The organism is Vibrio sp. 11986-1-5 (genome assembly GCF_963878025.1).
Taxonomy (GTDB): domain Bacteria; phylum Pseudomonadota; class Gammaproteobacteria; order Enterobacterales; family Vibrionaceae; genus Vibrio; species Vibrio injensis.
In genome coordinates, this window is sequence record NZ_CAWNVW010000052.1 from 45,003 (window position 1) to 64,923 (window position 19,921).

At 44.9% G+C, this 19,921-nt stretch carries 15 protein-coding genes; 10 read left to right on the forward strand and 5 right to left on the reverse strand.

The window, feature by feature from the left end; genetic code table 11:
* Positions 1-72 precede the first annotated feature (72 nt).
* Positions 73-1,374, forward strand: a complete 1,302-nt coding sequence (gene eno / locus AACS00_RS14390) for a phosphopyruvate hydratase (RefSeq protein ID WP_072671451.1) — start codon at positions 73-75, stop codon at positions 1,372-1,374.
* 99 nt (positions 1,375-1,473) lie between these two features.
* Here the strand turns inward: eno and AACS00_RS14395 are convergent, their stop codons facing one another.
* The 4 genes from AACS00_RS14395 to AACS00_RS14410 all read right to left on the reverse strand — a co-directional run bounded on the left by AACS00_RS14395 (position 1,474) and on the right by AACS00_RS14410 (position 5,685).
* Positions 1,474-2,688 (reverse strand): multifunctional CCA addition/repair protein, encoded by a 1,215-nt coding sequence (locus AACS00_RS14395; RefSeq protein ID WP_110167806.1) that lies wholly within the window; start codon positions 2,686-2,688, stop codon positions 1,474-1,476.
* 71 nt (positions 2,689-2,759) lie between these two features.
* A complete protein-coding gene (locus AACS00_RS14400) occupies positions 2,760-3,368 on the reverse strand; it encodes a TIGR04211 family SH3 domain-containing protein (protein WP_072671449.1) in 609 nt (202 codons plus the stop codon).
* A 230-nt stretch (positions 3,369-3,598) separates the two neighbouring features.
* Positions 3,599-4,858: an inorganic phosphate transporter gene (locus tag AACS00_RS14405; RefSeq protein ID WP_072671448.1), complete on the reverse strand. Its 1,260-nt coding sequence runs from the start codon at positions 4,856-4,858 to the stop codon at positions 3,599-3,601.
* A 146-nt stretch (positions 4,859-5,004) separates the two neighbouring features.
* Complete coding sequence (locus AACS00_RS14410; RefSeq protein ID WP_072671447.1) at positions 5,005-5,685, reverse strand: TIGR00153 family protein; 681 nt, start codon at positions 5,683-5,685, stop codon at positions 5,005-5,007.
* A gap of 208 nt (positions 5,686-5,893) precedes the next feature.
* Between AACS00_RS14410 and AACS00_RS14415 the strand changes: the two genes are divergently transcribed.
* The 4 genes from AACS00_RS14415 (at position 5,894) to hldE (ending at position 13,564) form a co-directional block, all read left to right on the forward strand.
* Positions 5,894-7,414, forward strand: a complete 1,521-nt coding sequence (locus AACS00_RS14415; protein ID WP_110167809.1) for a CYTH and CHAD domain-containing protein — start codon at positions 5,894-5,896, stop codon at positions 7,412-7,414.
* A gap of 389 nt (positions 7,415-7,803) precedes the next feature.
* Positions 7,804-9,060: a methyl-accepting chemotaxis protein gene (locus tag AACS00_RS14420; protein ID WP_110167810.1), complete on the forward strand. Its 1,257-nt coding sequence runs from the start codon at positions 7,804-7,806 to the stop codon at positions 9,058-9,060.
* 105 nt (positions 9,061-9,165) lie between these two features.
* The gene (glnE, locus tag AACS00_RS14425; protein WP_110167811.1) at positions 9,166-12,009 is read left to right on the forward strand and encodes a bifunctional [glutamate--ammonia ligase]-adenylyl-L-tyrosine phosphorylase/[glutamate--ammonia-ligase] adenylyltransferase; all 2,844 of its coding nucleotides are present in this window, start codon (positions 9,166-9,168) and stop codon (positions 12,007-12,009) included.
* A 124-nt stretch (positions 12,010-12,133) separates the two neighbouring features.
* Positions 12,134-13,564 carry a bifunctional D-glycero-beta-D-manno-heptose-7-phosphate kinase/D-glycero-beta-D-manno-heptose 1-phosphate adenylyltransferase HldE gene (hldE, locus tag AACS00_RS14430; protein ID WP_110167812.1) on the forward strand — a complete coding sequence of 477 codons (1,431 nt, stop codon included), beginning with the start codon at positions 12,134-12,136 and terminating at the stop codon, positions 13,562-13,564.
* Positions 13,565-13,670: 106 nt separating this feature from the next.
* On the opposite strand, the gene tolC is transcribed toward hldE, so the two are convergent.
* Positions 13,671-14,984, reverse strand: coding sequence for an outer membrane channel protein TolC (gene tolC / locus AACS00_RS14435; RefSeq protein WP_072671442.1), 1,314 nt, complete (start codon positions 14,982-14,984; stop codon positions 13,671-13,673).
* 317 nt (positions 14,985-15,301) lie between these two features.
* On the opposite strand from tolC, the gene nudF reads away from it, so the two are divergent.
* From nudF to parE, 5 genes are all read left to right on the forward strand, one after another.
* Complete coding sequence (nudF, locus tag AACS00_RS14440; RefSeq protein WP_110167813.1) at positions 15,302-15,931, forward strand: ADP-ribose diphosphatase; 630 nt, start codon at positions 15,302-15,304, stop codon at positions 15,929-15,931.
* Positions 15,932-15,938: 7 nt separating this feature from the next.
* Complete coding sequence (locus tag AACS00_RS14445; protein WP_072671440.1) at positions 15,939-16,388, forward strand: DUF1249 family protein; 450 nt, start codon at positions 15,939-15,941, stop codon at positions 16,386-16,388.
* Positions 16,389-16,404: 16 nt separating this feature from the next.
* Positions 16,405-17,226 carry a 3',5'-cyclic-AMP phosphodiesterase gene (cpdA, locus tag AACS00_RS14450; RefSeq protein ID WP_110167814.1) on the forward strand — a complete coding sequence of 274 codons (822 nt, stop codon included), beginning with the start codon at positions 16,405-16,407 and terminating at the stop codon, positions 17,224-17,226.
* Between the two features lie 4 nt (positions 17,227-17,230).
* Positions 17,231-17,818 (forward strand): esterase YqiA, encoded by a 588-nt coding sequence (yqiA, locus tag AACS00_RS14455; protein WP_110167882.1) that lies wholly within the window; start codon positions 17,231-17,233, stop codon positions 17,816-17,818.
* A gap of 218 nt (positions 17,819-18,036) precedes the next feature.
* A complete protein-coding gene (gene parE / locus AACS00_RS14460) occupies positions 18,037-19,920 on the forward strand; it encodes a DNA topoisomerase IV subunit B (RefSeq protein WP_072671501.1) in 1,884 nt (627 codons plus the stop codon).
* The last annotated feature ends 1 nt before the right edge of the window (position 19,921 follow it).

Here is a 19,921-nt window from a genome sequence, read left to right on the forward strand (position 1 = left end):
TATGGATAGCGGCTTAAGTTGTGCGGCTATCCTTTTAGTTTTGACATTTAAATTCAATGAGAGGAAACATTAATGTCTAAGATCGTTAAAGTTCTAGGTCGTGAAATCATCGACTCACGTGGTAACCCAACGGTAGAAGCTGAAGTACACCTAGAAGGCGGTTTCGTTGGTATGGCAGCTGCTCCATCTGGTGCCTCTACTGGTTCTCGCGAAGCGCTTGAGCTACGTGACGGCGACAAGTCTCGTTTCCTAGGTAAAGGTGTTCTTAAAGCGATTGCTGCAGTTAATGGTCCAATTGCCGATGCTCTTGTCGGTAAAGATGCAAAAGACCAAGCGACGATTGACCAAGTGATGATTGACCTTGATGGTACTGAAAACAAATCTAAATTTGGTGCAAACGCGATTCTTGCTGTGTCACTAGCGAACGCGAAAGCAGCTGCTGCCGCTAAAGGTATGCCTTTGTATGAGCACATTGCTGAATTGAACGGTACTCCTGGTCAGTTCTCTATGCCTCTACCTATGATGAACATCATCAACGGTGGTGAGCACGCTGATAACAACGTTGATATTCAAGAGTTCATGATCCAACCTGTTGGCGCAAAAACGCTAAAAGAAGCGGTACGTATGGGCGCAGAAGTGTTCCATAACCTAGCTAAAGTTTTAAAATCTAAAGGTTACAACACTGCTGTTGGTGATGAAGGTGGTTTTGCTCCTAACCTAAAATCTAACGCTGAAGCGCTAGAAGTTATCGCAGAAGCGGTAGCAGCTGCAGGTTACGTGTTAGGTAAAGACATCACATTAGCGATGGACTGTGCTGCATCTGAGTTCTTCGATAAAGAAGCTGGTATCTACAACATGAAAGGTGAAGGTAAAACCTTCACTTCAGAAGAGTTTAACCATTACCTAGCTGAACTAGCGAACAAGTTCCCAATCGTATCTATCGAAGACGGTCTTGATGAGTCTGATTGGGCTGGCTTTAAGCACCAAACTGAACTACTTGGTGACAAGCTACAATTAGTGGGTGACGATCTATTCGTAACTAACACTAAGATCCTGAAAGAAGGTATCGAGAAAGGTATTGTTAACTCAATCCTGATCAAGTTTAACCAAATCGGTTCTCTAACTGAAACATTGGCAGCTATCAAGATGGCGAAAGATGCTGGTTACACTGCAGTTATCTCTCACCGTTCAGGCGAAACTGAAGATGCAACGATTGCTGATCTAGCGGTAGGTACTGCTGCAGGTCAAATCAAGACGGGTTCTATGAGCCGTTCTGACCGTGTTGCTAAATACAACCAATTGATCCGTATCGAAGAAGCACTCGCTGGTCGTGCTCCTTTCAACGGTCTAAAAGAAGTGAAAGGCCAAGCGTAATCCTTTTGGATACGGCTTAGTAGCATTGCTTAGAGAACGCCCTGCCTAGCAGGGCGTTTTTTTATATTGAAGATAGGAACAAGGCCGGTAGAGTAGGGCTTATTCCGCCGCGCTAATGGCTTTTATTCGCCGTTTGTTAAGCTCTTCTTTAATAGCTTTACCCTGAAAACCATCAGCGATCACCTGCTGTACCTCGACGCTTAGAGCCGCTTGATAAGCATTAAGAAAGAGATCACGTTGTGGATAAGCATTCCCTTCACAGCCTAATCGACCTGCGTGATCCGCCTGACAACAGAGTAAAACATCATATAAACGTTCTGGTTTACGCCAGACATCGAGTTTGTCGAGTATTTTAAGTTTGGTGATCGCTTTAAGCTCTGCCGCTCGATGAATGTTTGAATGCTGCTCACAGACTAATAATGCTAGCGCTTTGCACTCATTAGGAATACGGATACGTTCGCATAACGCGTTAATAATCTTAACCCCGGTATGACAGTGCATTTTGTGGCTTGGCCATTCACTTTGCGGTGTTACGCCTTTACCGACATCATGTACTTGCGCAGCAAAACGCACCGCAATAGAGGGAGAGAGTGTTGCCGCTTGTGCGGCGACCATTAACGTGTGCACTCCAGTATCTATTTCAGGGTGCCACTGTTTGGGTTGTGGGACACCGAATAAGCGGTCAATCTCTGGTAGAATGATCGCCAAAGCCCCACATTCGCGCAGTGTAGAGAGAAAGACCTCTGGATTGGCGGTGGAAAGTGATTTATGCCACTCTTGCCAGATGCGCTCGGCTGTTAAATGCTCGAGTTCCCCTGATTGAGCGATCTGTGTCATTAATTGCATGGTCTCGCTAGCAATGGTAAACCCAAGGTGTGCTAACTTTGCGGCAAAACGTGCGACCCGAAGGACACGAAGTGGATCTTCGATAAAAGCATCAGAAACATGGCGTAATAGACGGTTATGCAAGTCTCTTTGGCCACCATAGGGATCGATCAGCTTACCAGTGTTATCTTGTGCTATGGCATTAATAGTCAGATCGCGTCGAGCGAGATCTTCTTCAATGCTCACATCCGGGGCGTAATAACAAGCGAACCCTGTATAGCCAGCCCCTGTTTTACGCTCGGTACGAGCCAGAGCATACTCTTGTTTTGTCTTCGGGTGTAAGAAGACAGGAAAATCCTTACCGACCGCTTGATAGCCTGCTTGGCGCATCTGTTCTGGACTACTGCCTACGACCACCCAATCTTGATCATGTACAGGTAAAGAGAGTAATTGATCGCGCACCGCGCCACCGACGAGATAAACTTGCACTAAGACTCCTTACTGAGATGAATAGGTGCGAAGAAAAAAACGGCCACCTTCGGTGACCGTTAATCGTGCAATTATGCCCATCCGGCAGGGTTACGCTTACGGCGAGGAATAATGTGTGGCAGCACTAGGCCAAACAATAAGCCTCCACCAGCAACGCCACCGCCATAGATAAAGTACTTTAAGAGTAAATCTTCTTTTTGGGTATCGAGGCGAGCTCGCAGTTCACGGATTTCAGTTTGTGAAGCAATCAGTTGTTGACTGATATCACCATAACTTTGTTCTAGCTCGGCGATTTGTTTGTTACGAATTTCGAGTGAATCGACCAGTCCCGCTTTTTCACTATCGGCATTTTGGCGAGCATTGGCGAGTTGGTTTTTTACTTCTTTAAGTTCTTTTTCAAGTTGTGGCAGACGAACTGCCATACTGACTTCACGAGTTACAAAGCGGCTTTCTATCCAACCATTACGTCCTCGTTCATCGACAATTTGACTGTAACCAGTCTCTTTATTGGTGTTGAGCAGTTTGACTTTCTCTCCCGCATCAATCGATCCAATAATACGAAACTGGTTACTTGGGCCCGAATGCATATAGGTAAACAGTTTATCTGCGACATAACGGTCTTGAGCGAGCGCTGGTGCTGCTAATAAAGAAAATAGCACCATGCAGATGAGTTTTTTCACGGTAGATCCCTTAATTATGGTCAATATTGCGCTTGAGAGTTTTGAATCTTCTCATTCCGTTGATGGACGCGCAATAGGGTTATGTACGACTGTATTATCAGTCTTAAGGTTTGTTTTACAAATAGTAAAAACTTTCTGCGTGCGGCGCAACAAAGAAGGGAGGCTGAGCCTCCCTTTCTGTGCGTTTGAGTCAATAATGACAATCCGTTTACATTGGATTGACGAATTGATTAAGTAAACGCTGCTTGAATCGCATAGAAGAACAGAACAGCCAGTAGGGCGCCCGCTGGTAGGGTGACAATCCATGAGGCAACAATGTTACGCACTACACCTAAGTTAAGTGCTGCAATTCCGCGCGCAAAACCGACCCCTAACACCGCACCAACTAAGGTTTGCGTAGTTGAAATAGGTAATCCAGTGCCAGATGCGAGTACCACGGTAGAAGCCGTCGCTAACTGCGCCGCAAAACCACGACTCGGTGTTAACTCCGTGATGCCCGTTCCGACGGTTGCCATCACTTTATGTCCCAGTGTCGCAAGGCCGATCACAATCCCGATACCGCCAAGTGGTAATATCCACCAAGCAATCGCACTTTTAGACGCGACATTACCTAAGCTTTCCACGGTTGATACAACAGCCGCTAGAGGACCAATTGCATTGGCTACGTCGTTTGAGCCATGAGCAAACGCCATCGCACAGGCAGTAATGACCATTAAAACAGAGAAAATACGTTCAACGTTAGAAAAACCATGGTTTTCTTCGGTATCGGCAAATTTCTTATAAATGTACAGATAACCAATAACCATGACGATGCCTGAAACCAGAATTGAGCAAATCCAAGCTTCATTATTGGTCAAATGTAATCCAACATGTTTTAAGCCTTTTTTAATGGTCACTAAAGCGATCACCATGGTGGTAATAAACATGTACACGGGGACGAAACGCTTGGCATTAATCAGTGGTGTTTCAGTATCAAAAATCAGTTTTTGTGCACTGACAAAAATAGCGTAAGCCAATAAGCCGGAAATAAATGGCGTGATGACCCAACTACCAACGATGCCTTGTACGGAGCTCCAATCAACAGCTTCTGCACCAACAGAAATCGTCGCAAAACCAATAATCGCACCAATAATTGAATGGGTGGTTGAGACTGGCCAGCCCATATAAGAGGCAACAAGCAACCATGTTCCGGCAGCAAGTAGAGATGACATCATGCCATAAACCAGTAAGTCTGGTTGATCGGCAAACAAGGTTGTATCAATAACGCCTTGGCGAATCGTATCAGTAACTTCGCCTCCAGCTAAATAAGCACCAGCAAACTCAAAAATCATCGCAATGATGATAGCTTGCTTAACGGTAAGCGCTTTTGAGCCAACAGATGTGCCCATGGCATTGGCGACGTCATTCGCACCAATACCAATGGCCATTAATAAACCGAAGATCGCTGCAACAATAATCAGGACAATGCCGTAGTTCGCAAGGATATCCATCGTAATACCTAGTTGTTGATAACAAGCGGAGACTCATCGTGGTGCTTTTTAGGCACGAAAAAAACCATTAGCGCAAGAATATAGTTAGCGCTTGAATGGTGGGAAACACGATTATGGCTCTTAGTTATTTGGTTAACTTAAATGATTTAAGAACGGGAAAGCATCAGTTCAAGTCGAGCACCGACCCGCTGAGCCTGATCAGCGATACCGCCGACCCATTCAAAGATTTTGTACAAGAACATGACATCAATCGGATTCATGGTTGATTCGATAGCCATTAATTGTTGGCGTAAACGAATCTGCATATTATCCGTATCATCTTCTATGACATCCAGTTGATTAATCATTTCCGCCACAAGCGTGACTTCACGACCTTTAAATCCGGTTTCCAATAACTCGTCAAGTTCATTGATCACCTTCTGTGCTTGTGTTGCTGCGTCAAGACAGCGTTGAACATAAGCGAGGAAATTATCTTGGAGAGGTTTAGGGATAATAAGCTGACGACCGTAAACACGGCCAGAGATGTCTTTAGCAAGATTTGCCAGCTTATCTTGTTGAGTGAGAAGCTCAAGCATGTCAGTGCGATCAACCGGCAGAAACAGACCGCGGGGGAGTTTCAGACGGATTTCGCGTTTTAACACGTCGGCTTCTTTCTCTAAATGAGAAATTTGTGCGCGTATTTCTGCGGCTTTTTCCCAATCACCTTGAGCACAAACTTCAAAGAAGTTGATCAGGTGTGAGCAGCATTCATTGACACACACAACGTGTCGTTGCAAAGGCTTAATGGGGGACTTTGCAAATAACCCCATAATGGTATTTACTGGCATGGTCATTCAACCTAATTACTATAACCGAGAAAGAACAGACACCATGATAGCCTGGTGAAATGTTGAGCGTTGGCTATAAAGGCGCGCATGGTAACCTAATAATAGAATCATTAAAACTGTTTTAGATCATCAATAGGACGATATTTCTCACTTGCCCCGTTGTCTATTAGGCAATATCCTGTCGCTATCTGCTGTGAAAGGTATAACTATGGAAACCGAGATAGAACTGAAGTTTTTTGTTTCTCCTGATTTTTCAGACGTTTTGCGTAATAAAATTTCCGAAACTAAAGTGCTTCAGCACCATTGTCGGCAACTGGGTAACACCTATTTTGATTCTGCTGACCATTGGTTACGTCAACACGATATTGGGCTGCGTATTCGTCGTTTTGATGAGGTGTACGTGCAAACGGTTAAAACGGCAGGGCGAGTGGTGGCGGGCCTGCATCAAAGACCGGAATACAATGCAGAGCACACCTGCAATCAACCCGATTTAACGTTGCACCCTGACGATATTTGGCCTCAAGGACGCGATGCTGAAACGCTGCAATCTCAATTGATAGCTCTATTTTCGACCAATTTCACTCGTGAACAATGGCTAGTGGCCATGAGTGATGGTAGCCAAATTGAAGTTGCTTTTGATCAAGGTGTTGTTGAAGCTGGCGATAAACAAACGCCGATTTGTGAGGTTGAATTAGAGCTGAAATCGGGGCAGATAGATGCGCTATTTTTGCTTGCTCGTCACTTGTCTGAACAAGGTGGAATGCGACTAGGTAACCAGAGCAAAGCGGCAAAAGGTTATCGTTTAGCGATGGGCGACGAGGGAGACGACGTTCAAGGGATCACTCTCGTCAATACTCGCAGTGATGATAATGTAGAATCTTGTTTGATTCGCTCACTTGAGCACGCTCTTGCCCATTGGCATCGTCATGAACAAATCTATACGGAACGCGACTCGATTGCGGCTTTGCACGAGATTCGTCATGCAATAAGTTTTATTCGTCAACTGCTTACCGTATACGGTGGTATTGTGCCACGCCGAGCCAGTGCTATTTTACGCCAAGAGCTTAAGTGGTTAGATGGTGAATTGGCGTGGTTAAAACAGTACGACTACCTAGAAGACTTACTCAAAGATAAGGGCTATGCATTACGTAAGCTAGATGCACGCAAGTTTTTAGTTGCTGAGCTTAAGCTGCGTCAAGAAACTTTACCTCAACGTGATGCGTCATTAAAACTGTTGCACAGTGCTCGTTATACGGCATTACTGCTTGATTTGAGTCGTTGGATTTTAACTCGAGGATGGCAGCCATTTTTAGATGATAAAGCTCGTGAACGGATGGCTCGTCCAGTCGGACCTTTCTCGGTTAAACAGCTCGATCGAGTGTGGGCGGAGTTGGTCGAAGTGTTTCCATTAGAGCAACTTTTATCTGCCGACGATTATATTGAACAGCAATACCGTTTGATACGTGCACTCTATACTGGGGTCAGTTTTGCTCGTTTATATGATGTTGAGCAACGTTTAGCGTTTCGGATGCCATGGATTGATTTATTACATGGTATCGATGACTTATTAACCTTAAAAACGTTAGAGCAACTGCTTGATCTGTTACAAGATGAACAAGATCAAGAGCAGTTAACCCGTTGGCTTAATCGTCAAGAAAACTCGATTTTGCACGCCATGGAGCAAACGCGTCGTATTGGCATAGAAGCGACGCCTTACTGGCGTGAATAGTGTCTACACTCATCAAGCACATTCCTGAACTTTTGCTTCGGGAATGTGCCACTTTCATTCCATTTCTCCATTACTCCCTTCTTGGTTGAAAAACTAGAGTTAACTCACAAATAGCGCAACCGCTGATTTATTCCATTGTAGCCATTTGATGTGTCGCCGATAAAAACGGTGATGGTTGGATATATACTGCATTAGAGAGGGTGTAATGCATAATCCATCGGCTTAGACAAATCACACCATCAATCTGCAAATTCGCGAGGTAATACACATCGAGAGCCGCTGGTTTTTGATAGTATTAATTTCATACGAAGCTCGAAATAATTCATACGTGGTAGGTGGGCATCACAACCATGATGGGCGAGCATTAAAAACGGAGTGGAGAATCAGTCATGGCGAGGATGGCATTTAAACCGTGGGAACGGGTGATCACAGACATACGTTTGATCCCTAAAATGGTCATGCTAATGTTTTTTAGTACGATTTTAGTGATCGGCAAGCAACTGTGGGATGCGAGCTTGTTCTATGACTCTTTACTTGCTGCGACTCAAAGCACGGAAATTGCCAAACTGCATTATGATACCTACATCGTCCAAGTCATTTGGCAAACTGGGTTTATGATTGTCACTTTTATTTCATTACTGATGTTTGCCGCACGAGTGATGTTACGTCAAACCCAGTTTCTCAATCAGTCAATCAAGCAGATGGCTGAACGTGATTTATCCGAACCTATTTTTATGGACTGTAAAGATGAGTATGGTGATGTTGCTCGTGAGTTAGAGAAAACTCGTCGCCAATTGCAAGATTTAATTAAAGTGCAGATCACTACATCACAAGAATTAACCACCTTGACGGAAGTCATGACGATCAGCATGTCAGAGACGAAAGACTCCGCGCAGGAAGAGTTCCATGAAATTGATCAAATAGCCACGGCAATGAATCAGATGTCGTCAACGGTACAAACGGTCGCCGATCACGCGCAAAGTGCGTCTTCATTAACCGAGACCGCTTCTCATAGTGCAGCGACGGGGCAGCAGTTTGTCCAAAAAACCATTCGTAAAATTGATCAGTTATCAAAAGATATTGCCGCTTCAGCTTCAGCCGTAAATCAAGTTGAAGAGCGAGTGGTTGCGATTGGTAGTGTGGTTGGTACCATTCAAAGTATTTCTGAACAAACCAATTTATTGGCGTTAAATGCCGCGATTGAAGCCGCTCGTGCTGGCGAAGCGGGGCGCGGTTTTGCTGTGGTTGCTGATGAAGTTCGTAACTTAGCTCAGCGTACTCAGACGGCGACGGTTGAAATTCAAGATATGATTAGCCATCTACAAAGCAGCGCTAACTCGGCGGTGGATTTAATGGAAAAGAGTGTCGTTGAAGCCGCTGATGGCGTTGAATTAATCACCAATGCCGGCACAGAGTTGGACGGTATTGTTCAACAAGTCAAACTCATCAATGAGATGAACTTACAGATTGCGACAGCAGCGGGACAACAAAGCAGTGTCGCGGTAGAGATCAATCAAAATATCACCAACGTAAGAGAATTGGTTGAAGCTTCGGTCACGGTAGTCAGTGAGTTACTGGAAACTTCTGAGTTGATGCAAAATAATGCTGAAGAGTTGGATCGAAAAATCACCGTCTTCAAGGTGTGATCAGCTCAGGTTCATTGATATTAACGACGCTCACCGTTTGGTGGGCGTTTTTATTTATCTCAGACTGCGATACAGTGAGTCGATGATAAGAAACAAGGATGATTTATGCACCTCCCCGAACGCTTAATGACCCATGCCGATAATGCCTATCAACAGTTGCTTGCTGAGCAGCCGAAGCTGCATCAGTGGCCGTCTGAATTGCAGCAATCACTTCGTTATGTGACTGCGTTGAGCCGTTTTGTCACTCAGACCTTCTCTCGTGATGAGTGGCTGGTTGATGAGTTTCCAAATTGGTTACAAATTGAATCGCGAGCAGAGACTTATCGTGAGCGATTACAGGCTTTACTAACTTCGTGCCCTGATGAACAAACCGGACAGCGGATTTTACGTCAGTTTCGTTATCGAGAGATGGTCTATATTGCTTGGCGTGATTTTTTAGCCACTTGGCCTGTCGAGCAGAGCCTTGAGCATCTTTCTGAACTGGCAGAAGCGCTGATCGTCGAGACGTATCAATGGCAATATTCACTGTGCTGCCAAGAGTGGGGAACGCCATGCAATGCGCAAGGTGAGGCTCAACCGATGCTGATTATCGGCATGGGTAAATTAGGTGGTGGGGAGCTTAATTTCTCTTCAGATATCGATCTGATTTTTACTTACCCTGAAAACGGTCAAACTCAAGGCGTCAGGCGCAGTATTGATAACGGACAGTTCTTTACCCGTTTAGGGCAGAAGATCATAAAAATGCTTGATCAACCGACACTCGATGGTTTTTGTTATCGGGTTGATATGCGTTTGCGTCCGTTTGGCGAAAGCGGTCCTTTAGTGATGAGCTACGCTGCATTAGAAGATTACTATCAAGAACAAGGGCGTGATTGGGAACGCTATGCGATGGTCAAAGCGCGAGTGATGGGCCGTGAAATGCACCATCAGTATCAAGAACTACGGCAAATGCTGCGACCTTTTGTATTTCGTCGTTATATCGATTTTAGTGCTATTCAATCGCTGCGGCGAATGAAATCGATGATCCGTAGTGAGGTACGTCGTCGTGGATTGAGTAATAACATTAAACTGGGTGCTGGTGGTATTCGGGAGATTGAATTTATTGCCCAAGTTTTCCAGCTCATTCGTGGCGGACGAGAGCCCAGTTTGCGCCAGAGAGGATTATTAGAAACACTACAGGCGATTGCCGAACTGGAACTGTTAACCGCCGAACAAGTCGCGCAGTTAGTGGCCGCTTATCGTTTTTTGCGCCGATTAGAAAATCTATTACAGGCCATGGAAGACAAACAGACGCAAACGCTGCCAGAGAAAGAAGACGATCAACGGCGTCTCGCTATTGCGATGGGTTATGGATGTTGGGATGCCTTACTTAGCCAGTTACAACATCATATGACGCAAGTTCATCACGTGTTTATCACTTTGATCGGTGAAGATGACGATGAAGAAAGCACAACGGCTGAGCATTTTCATGAATTGTGGGATATGGCAGATAAGCTGGATGTGATTTTACCTATTTTAAGGCAGGAGTTGGCGATTGAAGAGCCATCGAATTTGGCGCATTGCTGCTTAACGTTTAAACAGGATTTAGCTAAAAAAACCATTGGTCCACGTGGCCGAGAGGTATTAAATCGCTTAATGCCTAAGGTTTATCAAGCCATATTCTCTCATCCCGATGCGCAATTTGGTTTAGCGCGAGTGCTGCATTTACTCAATAGTATTGCCACGCGCACCACCTATTTAGAGCTGTTGGATGAATATCCAGCAGCATTGCACCAACTGGTTCGTTTGTGCACAGCTAGCCCGATGATTTCTGAGCAACTGGCTCGTTACCCGATCTTACTTGATGAGTTGATTGATCCGCAGCATCTTTATCATCCGATTGATCTTGGTAGCTATAAAACCGAGCTGCGTGATTTTCTTGCTCGTATTCCAGAAGAGGACATGGAGCAGCAAATGGAAGCGCTGCGTCAATTTAAGCAGATCGGGATATTAAAAATCGCGGCTGCCGATATCGCGGGTGTATTACCAGTGATGAAAGTCAGTGATCATTTAACGTATTTGGCTGAAGCCATCGTCGATGCTGTGGTTAATCAAGCTTGGTTACAAGTCAGTGCTAAACATGGCGTTCCCGATCATTTAACCCAACAAGCTGGTAAAGGTTTTGCTGTGGTGGGATATGGCAAAGTGGGAGGCTGGGAGCTGGGTTACAACTCCGATTTAGATATTGTATTTATTCATGATTGCCCACCCTCAGCGATGACTCAAGGGATGAAACCGATTGATGGTCGACAATTTTATTTGCGTCTTGCTCAACGGATTATTCACCTTTTTTCAACTCGGACTGCTTCCGGTATTTTGTATGAAGTGGATACCCGTCTACGTCCTTCTGGCGCTTCGGGGTTGTTGGTCAGTTCGATAGAGGCCTTTGCCGATTATCAGCATCAAGAGGCTTGGACATGGGAGCATCAAGCCTTGGTTCGAGCAAGAATGATTTACGGAGAAGCGGATTTACAAGCCAAATTTAATCATGTTAGACATTCTGTACTCTGTTTGCCGCGAGATGCAAACACTTTGCAACAACAAGTGGTCGAGATGCGTGACAAAATGCGTCAACACTTGGCTAGTAAAAAAGCCGGACGTTTCATGTTAAAGCACGATCAAGGTGGGATCACTGATATTGAGTTTCTCGCGCAATATTTTGTCTTACGTTATAGTCATCAGCATCCAAAGTTGACGCGTTGGTCGGATAATGTGCGTATTTTTGAATCATTGATGAACGAAGCGGTACTGGATCGCGCATCGGCTGAGGCATTAACCCGCGCGTATACCGAGATGCGAGATCAAATCCATCATCGTAACTTATTGAATCTTGATGCAGATGTGGATGAAGAACAATGGATTGCCCAGCGAGAATGGGTGATTGAAACTTGGCATCAGTGGTTAGGTTGAACGCTATCTACTGAACTCGATAAAGATTGGTCGAACTGACACCGTTTAGCGGTAACTCAAAGTAGTTTGGCTGTAAAAGGCTATGTTACACTGCGCCATAGATTAATAGTGGAGAAGATCGATAATGAAACCAATTCTACCTGACTACAGTAAAGCGGGTGTGCTTATTATTGGTGATGTGATGCTTGATCGTTATTGGTATGGTCCTACAGGGCGTATTTCCCCTGAAGCGCCAGTGCCAGTCGTTAAAGTTGAGCATAACGAAGAGCGCCCAGGAGGCGCTGCTAACGTAGCGATGAACATCGCTTCTTTAGGTGGATTGGCGCATATCATTGGCTTAACTGGTACTGACGAGCCAGCACAAGTGTTGCAAGAAAAATTAACCTCGCTGAACGTGCAGTGTGATTTCGTTGGTTTAGCCGATTACCCCACCATTACCAAATTACGGGTATTAAGTCGTGGGCAGCAATTGATCCGTCTCGATTTTGAAGACAAATTTGAGAACATTGATGCTCAGCTGATCCTGTCACGCATGGAGCGCTCTCTGCCGAGCGTGAACGCGGTGATTTTATCTGACTATGCGAAAGGCGCTTTGGAGCACGTTCAGCAGCTGATTCAAAAAGCCCGCATGGCCAATATCCCAGTATTTATTGATCCTAAAGGCGCTGACTTTGAACGCTATCGTGGTGCAACCTTATTGACGCCGAATATGGGCGAGTTTGAGCAGGTAGTAGGAAAAGTTAAGTCGGATCAAGAGTTGGTTGATAAAGGACTTCAACTGATTGAGCAATTTGATCTACAAGCTTTGTTAGTGACTCGTAGTGAGCATGGTATGACGTTGTTGCGTCGTGGTATGGAGCCTTTCCATTTGCCAACGCAAGCCAAAGAAGTTTTTGATGTGACAGGGGCTGGTGACACGGTAATTTCGGTGCTTGCAGCCTCGGTGGCAGCGGGTAAATCCTTAGATGAAGCGTGTGTCTTAGCCAATGCTGCCGCTGGCGTTGTGGTTGGAAAGCTGGGAACCTCGACGGTATCGACCATTGAACTGGCTGAAGCCATTCACGGCAGCAAAGAGGCGGATTTTGGCATTATTGGTGAAAGTGCACTGATTGAAGCGGTTAAAAAAGCCAAAGCTCGCGGTGAAAAAGTTGTCATGACTAACGGCTGTTTTGATATTTTGCATGCTGGGCATGTGTCTTATTTGAATCATGCAGCAGAGCTTGGCGATCGCTTAATTGTAGCGGTGAATACCGATGATTCCGTGAAACGTTTGAAAGGGCCTGGGCGTCCGGTTAATCCAACTGATCGTCGAATGGCGGTATTGGCTGGGCTAGGTGCCGTGGATTGGGTGGTTCCATTTAGCGAAGATACACCACAGCGCTTAATTTCAGAAGTGTTACCAAGCATTTTAGTTAAGGGGGGGGATTACCAACCAGAACAAATTGCTGGCGGTGCAGAAGTGATTGCCGCGGGTGGTGAAGTGAAAGTACTGAATTTCGAAGAAGGCTGTTCGACCACAGACATTATCAAGGCGATCAAAGGCGGTAAAGGTTAACGACTATCATCTCGATAGAGATAACCAATCACTGCGTTTTCAGTGCGTAAGAGTATAAAAAATAAGGGGCTTCAATTGAAGCCCCTTATTTCATTTAGGGATCGCTTTATCGACTCACGCGTTGTAGTCCGGCGTTAATATCGAGAATATCTTGTTCGCTGAGAGAGCCAATCGCTTGACTAAGTTGTAGGCGATTCAAAATATAATCGTAGCGCGCTGAAGAGAGATTACGGTTGGCATCATACAGACGTCGAGTGGCATCTAATACATCGACAATCGTCCGAGTACCGACCTCAAAACCAGCTTCGGTTGCTTCTAAGGCTGAACGAGCGGAAATTACCGATTGTTCATAAGCACGTAATGCGCCAATTGAAGCGTTAATATTGTTGTTATAGGCGCGCACATCTTTAACCACGCTGCGGAAGGTCGCTTCTAACTCTTGGCTTGCGGCAACAAACGCATGTTCGGCTTGTTTGGTTAAGGAGGTGACATTACCGCCAGTATACAGCGGAACATTGAGATTTAGCCCAATAGTAAAATCGTTAAAATCGGTATTATTCGCGGAATTATTGCTATTCGATTCACGCGCATAATTATAGCCACCGTTTAATTTTAATGACGGTAAATGGCCTGAGTTAGCAAGCGCAATATTATCTTTTGCGACATCCTGAGCAATACGTGAAGACAGTAAAGCTAAGTTTTGTTGCTGAGCTCGTTCGATCAACGCCTGCATTGATTCAGTATTGCGGCTCGCTGAGAAACGTTGAGTGTCAAGAATGCTTAATTGTGAATAGCCTTGCCCAGTAATTTCTCTCAAAGATTCATAGCTATTGATTAAGGTGTTATCAGCCAAAACTTCTTGCGCTAAAACGCTGTCATATTGCGCTTGTGCATCATGGACATCAGTAATCGCGGAGAGCCCAACATCAAAGCGCTGCTTGGTCTGTTCTAGTTGACGCGCAACGGCGGCCTTTTCGGCACGAACAAACTCTAAGTTATCTTGTGCACTTAATACTTCAAAGTAGGCTTGAGCGACGCGCAACATCAAACCTTGTTGCACGGCGGCATATTGGGCATCGGCTTGGCGAGCTTGTTTCTCAGCGGTATCTAATGATACCCAACTTGAGCGGTTATACAGTTCTTGAGCAAAACTGATGCCTGCAGATAGACGATCGCTATCACGTGCATCCACATCGCTGCGAGTAAGGTTATATCCCGCTGTTAAATTAATTTGTGGTAACAACGAACTGCGGCTCGAGTTAATGGCTTCAAAAGCGGCTTCACGACGAGCAGCAGCACTGAGCAATTGCGGATCATTTTGTTTTGCTTGATCATAAATTTGTGCAAGATCATCGGCCCATGCGTTAATACTAAAGCTACCAAGGGTTGCACTCACTAAAAAAGGAAGCAGTTTTTTCATCGGTCCTATTCCTGCCTAAATATGAAAGGAGTTACGTTGACAGAGTGTAACTCAAATTGTTGGTATTTCATGCGAAAGTTTGCACTTTTTTACACTTAATTATCCACTTGTGCAATATAAATCGATATGTTTACGGATAAGTAACCTGGCTTACGAATGGTTCATTACACAAAATGTTTATTTAATCAGCTATCTATCATCATAAAAGAGCAATTACTTAAATAAAAACATAACTTTTATACAAAAAGTTGAGCAATGTCGTTGGCAGTCGTAAACCTAGATGAGTAAACTAGAAGATTCACCGATAAGGAATAACCATGCAACCGATAGACAAAGAAAAAGACCAGTTTGGCCTTGATGATCTACAAATTGTCTCAAAACAGACACTATTCCAAGGTTTTTTTCGTATGGTTAAATACCAATTTAAGCATCGATTATTCCAAGGTGGCTGGAGTGGGATTATCGAGCGAGAAATGTTCGAGCGTGGCCATGCCGCTGCCTTATTAGCTTATGATCCTCAACGTGATGAAGTGGTGATCATTGAGCAGATCAGGGTAGGAGCATTAGAGCATCAGCAGCCGTGGCAAAAGGAAATTATCGCGGGCATGATTGAGGTTGGTGAAGAGGCACAAGAGGTTGTACGTCGTGAAGCCTTGGAAGAAGCAGGTATATCAGTAGGCCGGCTAGAAAAAATTACCAGTTATTATCCTTCTTCAGGTGGATGTTCTGAGAAACTCGATGTCTATATTGGTGAAGTGGATACGACTCAGGCAGGCGGCGTGCATGGTTTAGACTCAGAAGGGGAAGACATTAAAGTGCACGTACTTAGGCGTCAGCAGGCCTATCAATGGATTAAAGATGGCCAAATTGAGAATGGTGCCTCAATAATCGCACTACAATGGTTAGAGTTGCATCATCAACAATTACAATCTCAATGGCGGAGTTGATAACCTCATGCGCAGATCGATTGCCACTAAGCCGTATCATGTGGATCTTGCGGATCTGATGCGAACTTACGAAACCAATTACGCAAAACTCAATGCTCTGTTGCCAAAACCATCGAGTGTGGGGCAAGTACGTTGCTATCAAGCGGCGGAGCTGATTTATCAGTTACAAGTGCTCGAGGTCACAAAGTACACAACTTTGGTGGAAATTTGTCAAAGTGATGATATTTCAACATTTTCATTGCCCGTGATGTCTGTCAGGCTGTATCACGATGCACGGGTTGCGGAAGTTTGTGCTAGTGATCAATTAACACGTGTTGCGGCTCGTTATGAATATCCTAATCATAAAATGATGCAAAAAGACGAGAAAGCACAAATCAACCGCTTTTTAGGCGATTGGCTAACCTTCTGTTTGAAGCAAGGCATTAGCCGAACACCGATTAATATTAACTATTCATAGCATTAGGTTTATCAATTTGAACGTATCGCCCAGTTTAGACCCATCAGATAATATTAAGCTTGTTCAGATAACGGACACGCACCTGTTTGCGGCTGATGACGGTTGTTTACTTAGTGTGAATACAGCAGACAGTTTTCATGCCATTGTCCAAGCGATTATTGAGCAAAAGGTCGCCTTTGATGCTCTGCTTGCTACTGGCGATATCTCACAAGATCATAGTGCCGAGTCTTATCAGCGTTTTGCCTCTGAAATTAGCGCATTAGAGAAAATGTGTTTTTGGTTGCCGGGCAATCATGATTATAAACCCAACATGGGGAGTGTTATGCCTTCCTCACAACTGCATGCGCCAGAGCATGTCTTGCTTGGGAAGCACTGGCAAATGATTTTACTCGACTCTCAAGTGGTGGGTGTACCGCATGGCCGTCTTAGTGATTATCAGCTCAATCTATTAGATGAAAAACTGACTCAGCACCCAGAGCGCTATGCGTTGATTTTATTGCATCATCACCCTCTATTAGTCGGTAGTGCTTGGCTTGATCAGCATACGTTAAAAGACAGTGATGCATTTTGGCGCGTCATTCAGCAACACAAAAACGCACGGGCTGTTTTATGTGGTCATGTTCATCAAGATATGGATCGCATTTACGCTGGAGTAAAAGTAATGGCAAGTCCGTCAACGTGTGTACAGTTTAAACCGAATTCTGATGATTTCGCGTTAGATCAATGCTCTCCTGGTTGGCGTGAGCTTGAATTGCATGCCGATGGTCAAGTGACGACGCAGGTCAAGCGATTAACGCGCGGAGCTTTTGTGCCGGACTTTACTTCAAATGGGTACTAACTCGATGACTGCGCGTCCTTCATTGCTATTGTATATTCATGGTTTTAATAGCTCACCGCTCTCACATAAGGCACAGGTGATGCGGCAGTATTGTGCTGAGCATCGTTCGGATATTAAAGTGGTTATCCCTAAATTAGCACCTTTTCCACAGCAAGCCGCTGAGCAGTTATGCTGTTTGATTGAGTCTTATCAAGCTGATTACCAGATTGGGTTGGTGGGCAGTTCATTAGGTGGCTATTTAGCAACTTGGCTGAATGCGCATTATGCGGTTCCTGCGGTGTTGGTGAATCCAGCGGTGAAACCGTATGAATTATTGCGTAATTTTCTTGGTGAGCAGCAGAATCCGTATACTCAACAACGTTACCTGCTGACGGTTGAGCATATTGATGAGTTAAAAGCCTTGGAAGTTGAATCAATTGCTCAACCTGATGATTTTTGGTTGTTGCAACAAACGGGTGATGAAGTACTCGATTATCGACAAGCGGTGGATAAGTATCGTCATGCCCGCCAGACGGTTGAAGAGGGGGGAGATCATAGTTTTGTCGGGTTTGAGCGCTATCCTGCGGCAATTATCGAATTTCTCAACTTATAAACTCACGGCTGCCATGCGGGAAAAGTCATAATTTTACCTTAGGCTTACGGATGTCACTTGACATCCAAGAGGCTCTTCCAGACTATGTCTGTCTTGTTCTTACTCCATTAAGTTGCTCCGTTTTACCTTCAAATCTACTTTTTGATGGATAATTCAAGCGTAAATCTTTAATGGGTAGTAAAGTTACCAATCATTTATCGATAAAAGCATTCCGTATTATGACTGAACAATATAATGCTGGAGCCATCGAAGTACTCAATGGCTTAGAACCAGTACGTCGCCGTCCCGGGATGTATACGGATACCACGCGCCCCAATCATCTTGGGCAAGAAGTCATCGACAACAGTGTTGATGAAGCGTTGGCCGGATACGCCACCAAGGTTCAGGTGATACTTCACGCTGATCAATCACTGGAAGTGATTGATGATGGGCGTGGTATGCCCGTAGACATCCACCCTGAAGAGAACGTTTCTGGGGTTGAACTTATTTTATGTAAGCTTCACGCTGGCGGTAAATTCTCTAATAAAAGCTACCAATTTTCTGGTGGTTTACACGGAGTGGGCATTTCGGTGGTTAACGCCCTGTCTAAACGGGTTGAAGTGACGGTTCGCCGAGAAGGTCAGGTGTATGACATTGCTTTTGAGCATGGTGAAAAAGTCTCTGATTTAACGGTCACTGGGACTTGTGGACGCCGTAATCGTGGTACTTCGGTACATTTTTGGCCTGAAGCGCGTTATTTTGATTCTGCTAATTTTTCCGTCTCGCGTTTAGTAAATAACTTGCGCGCCAAAGCCGTACTTTGTCCCGGTCTAGAAATTACTTTCACCGATAAAGTGAACAATAAAGAGTATCGCTGGCTGTATGAAGATGGTTTGAAAGACTATCTTGCCGAAGGAGTAAAAGGTTATACCTTACTGCCTGAAGAGCCATTTACGGGCGAGTTGAAAACCGAGACAGAAGCCGCCAATTGGGCAGTGATTTGGTTACCAGAAGGCGGAGATTTAATTACCGAAAGCTACGTTAACTTAATTCCTACTCCGCAAGGTGGTACGCACGTTAATGGTTTACGTCAAGGCTTACTTGACGCAATGCGTGAGTTTTGTGAGTTTCGTAATTTGTTGCCGCGTGGTGTTAAACTCACCGGTGAAGATGTGTTCGATCGCTGCGCCTATGTTTTGTCAGTAAAAATGCAAGATCCACAATTTGCAGGGCAGACCAAAGAGCGCCTCTCTTCTCGTCAAACCGCTTCATTTGTTGCCAGCGTTGTCAAAGATGCTTTTAGCTTGTGGTTGAATGAAAAACCACAGTTGGCCGAGTTATTGGCCGAAGTGTGTATCAGCAATGCGCATCGTCGAATGCGGGCAAGCAAAAAAGTGGTACGTAAGAAAATCGCTTCTGGTCCCGCGCTGCCAGGTAAGTTAACCGATTGTTCGCAGCAAGATTTGAGTCGTACCGAACTGTTCCTTGTTGAAGGAGACTCGGCGGGGGGCAGTGCTAAACAAGCGCGAAACCGTGAGTTTCAAGCCATTATGCCACTGCGTGGGAAAATCCTTAACACTTGGGAAGTCTCGGCCGATCAAGTGCTGGCTTCACAAGAGGTACATGATATTTCTGTCGCCTTGGGGATTGATCCTGATAATGATGATTTAGAGGCGCTGCGCTACGGTAAAGTTTGTATTTTAGCCGATGCGGACTCTGATGGTTTACACATTGCGACGTTACTATGTGCGTTATTTACTCGTCATTTCCGCGCCTTGGTTCGTGCTGGTCACGTCTACGTGGCGATGCCACCGCTGTATCGGATTGATTGTGGTAAAGAAGTGCATTATGCACTTGATGACAATGAAAAACAGGCGATCATCGAACGCCTCAGTAGTAAGAAAGCCAAAATTAACGTCCAACGTTTTAAAGGCTTGGGGGAGATGAATCCTCTGCAATTGCGTGAGACCACCATGGATCCGAATACTCGTCGCTTAGTACAGTTAACCATTGATGACGATAAAGAGACTGATGAAATGATGGATATGTTGCTGGGTAAAAAACGCGCGGATGATAGACGCAGTTGGTTACAACGCAATGGTGATATGGCCGAGGTACAATAGA

Coding starts and splice junctions, on each gene's coding strand:
- eno (WP_072671451.1), top strand. CDS start 73: ATGTCTAAGATCGTTAAAGTTCTAGGTCGTGAAATCATCGACTCACGT.
- AACS00_RS14405 (WP_072671448.1), bottom strand. CDS start 4,858: ATGGATATCCTTGCGAACTACGGCATTGTCCTGATTATTGTTGCAGCG.
- AACS00_RS14410 (WP_072671447.1), bottom strand. CDS start 5,685: ATGCCAGTAAATACCATTATGGGGTTATTTGCAAAGTCCCCCATTAAG.
- AACS00_RS14415 (WP_110167809.1), top strand. CDS start 5,894: ATGGAAACCGAGATAGAACTGAAGTTTTTTGTTTCTCCTGATTTTTCA.
- AACS00_RS14420 (WP_110167810.1), top strand. CDS start 7,804: ATGGCGAGGATGGCATTTAAACCGTGGGAACGGGTGATCACAGACATA.
- glnE (WP_110167811.1), top strand. CDS start 9,166: ATGCACCTCCCCGAACGCTTAATGACCCATGCCGATAATGCCTATCAA.
- hldE (WP_110167812.1), top strand. CDS start 12,134: ATGAAACCAATTCTACCTGACTACAGTAAAGCGGGTGTGCTTATTATT.
- tolC (WP_072671442.1), bottom strand. CDS start 14,984: ATGAAAAAACTGCTTCCTTTTTTAGTGAGTGCAACCCTTGGTAGCTTT.
- nudF (WP_110167813.1), top strand. CDS start 15,302: ATGCAACCGATAGACAAAGAAAAAGACCAGTTTGGCCTTGATGATCTA.
- AACS00_RS14445 (WP_072671440.1), top strand. CDS start 15,939: ATGCGCAGATCGATTGCCACTAAGCCGTATCATGTGGATCTTGCGGAT.
- yqiA (WP_110167882.1), top strand. CDS start 17,231: ATGACTGCGCGTCCTTCATTGCTATTGTATATTCATGGTTTTAATAGC.
- parE (WP_072671501.1), top strand. CDS start 18,037: ATGACTGAACAATATAATGCTGGAGCCATCGAAGTACTCAATGGCTTA.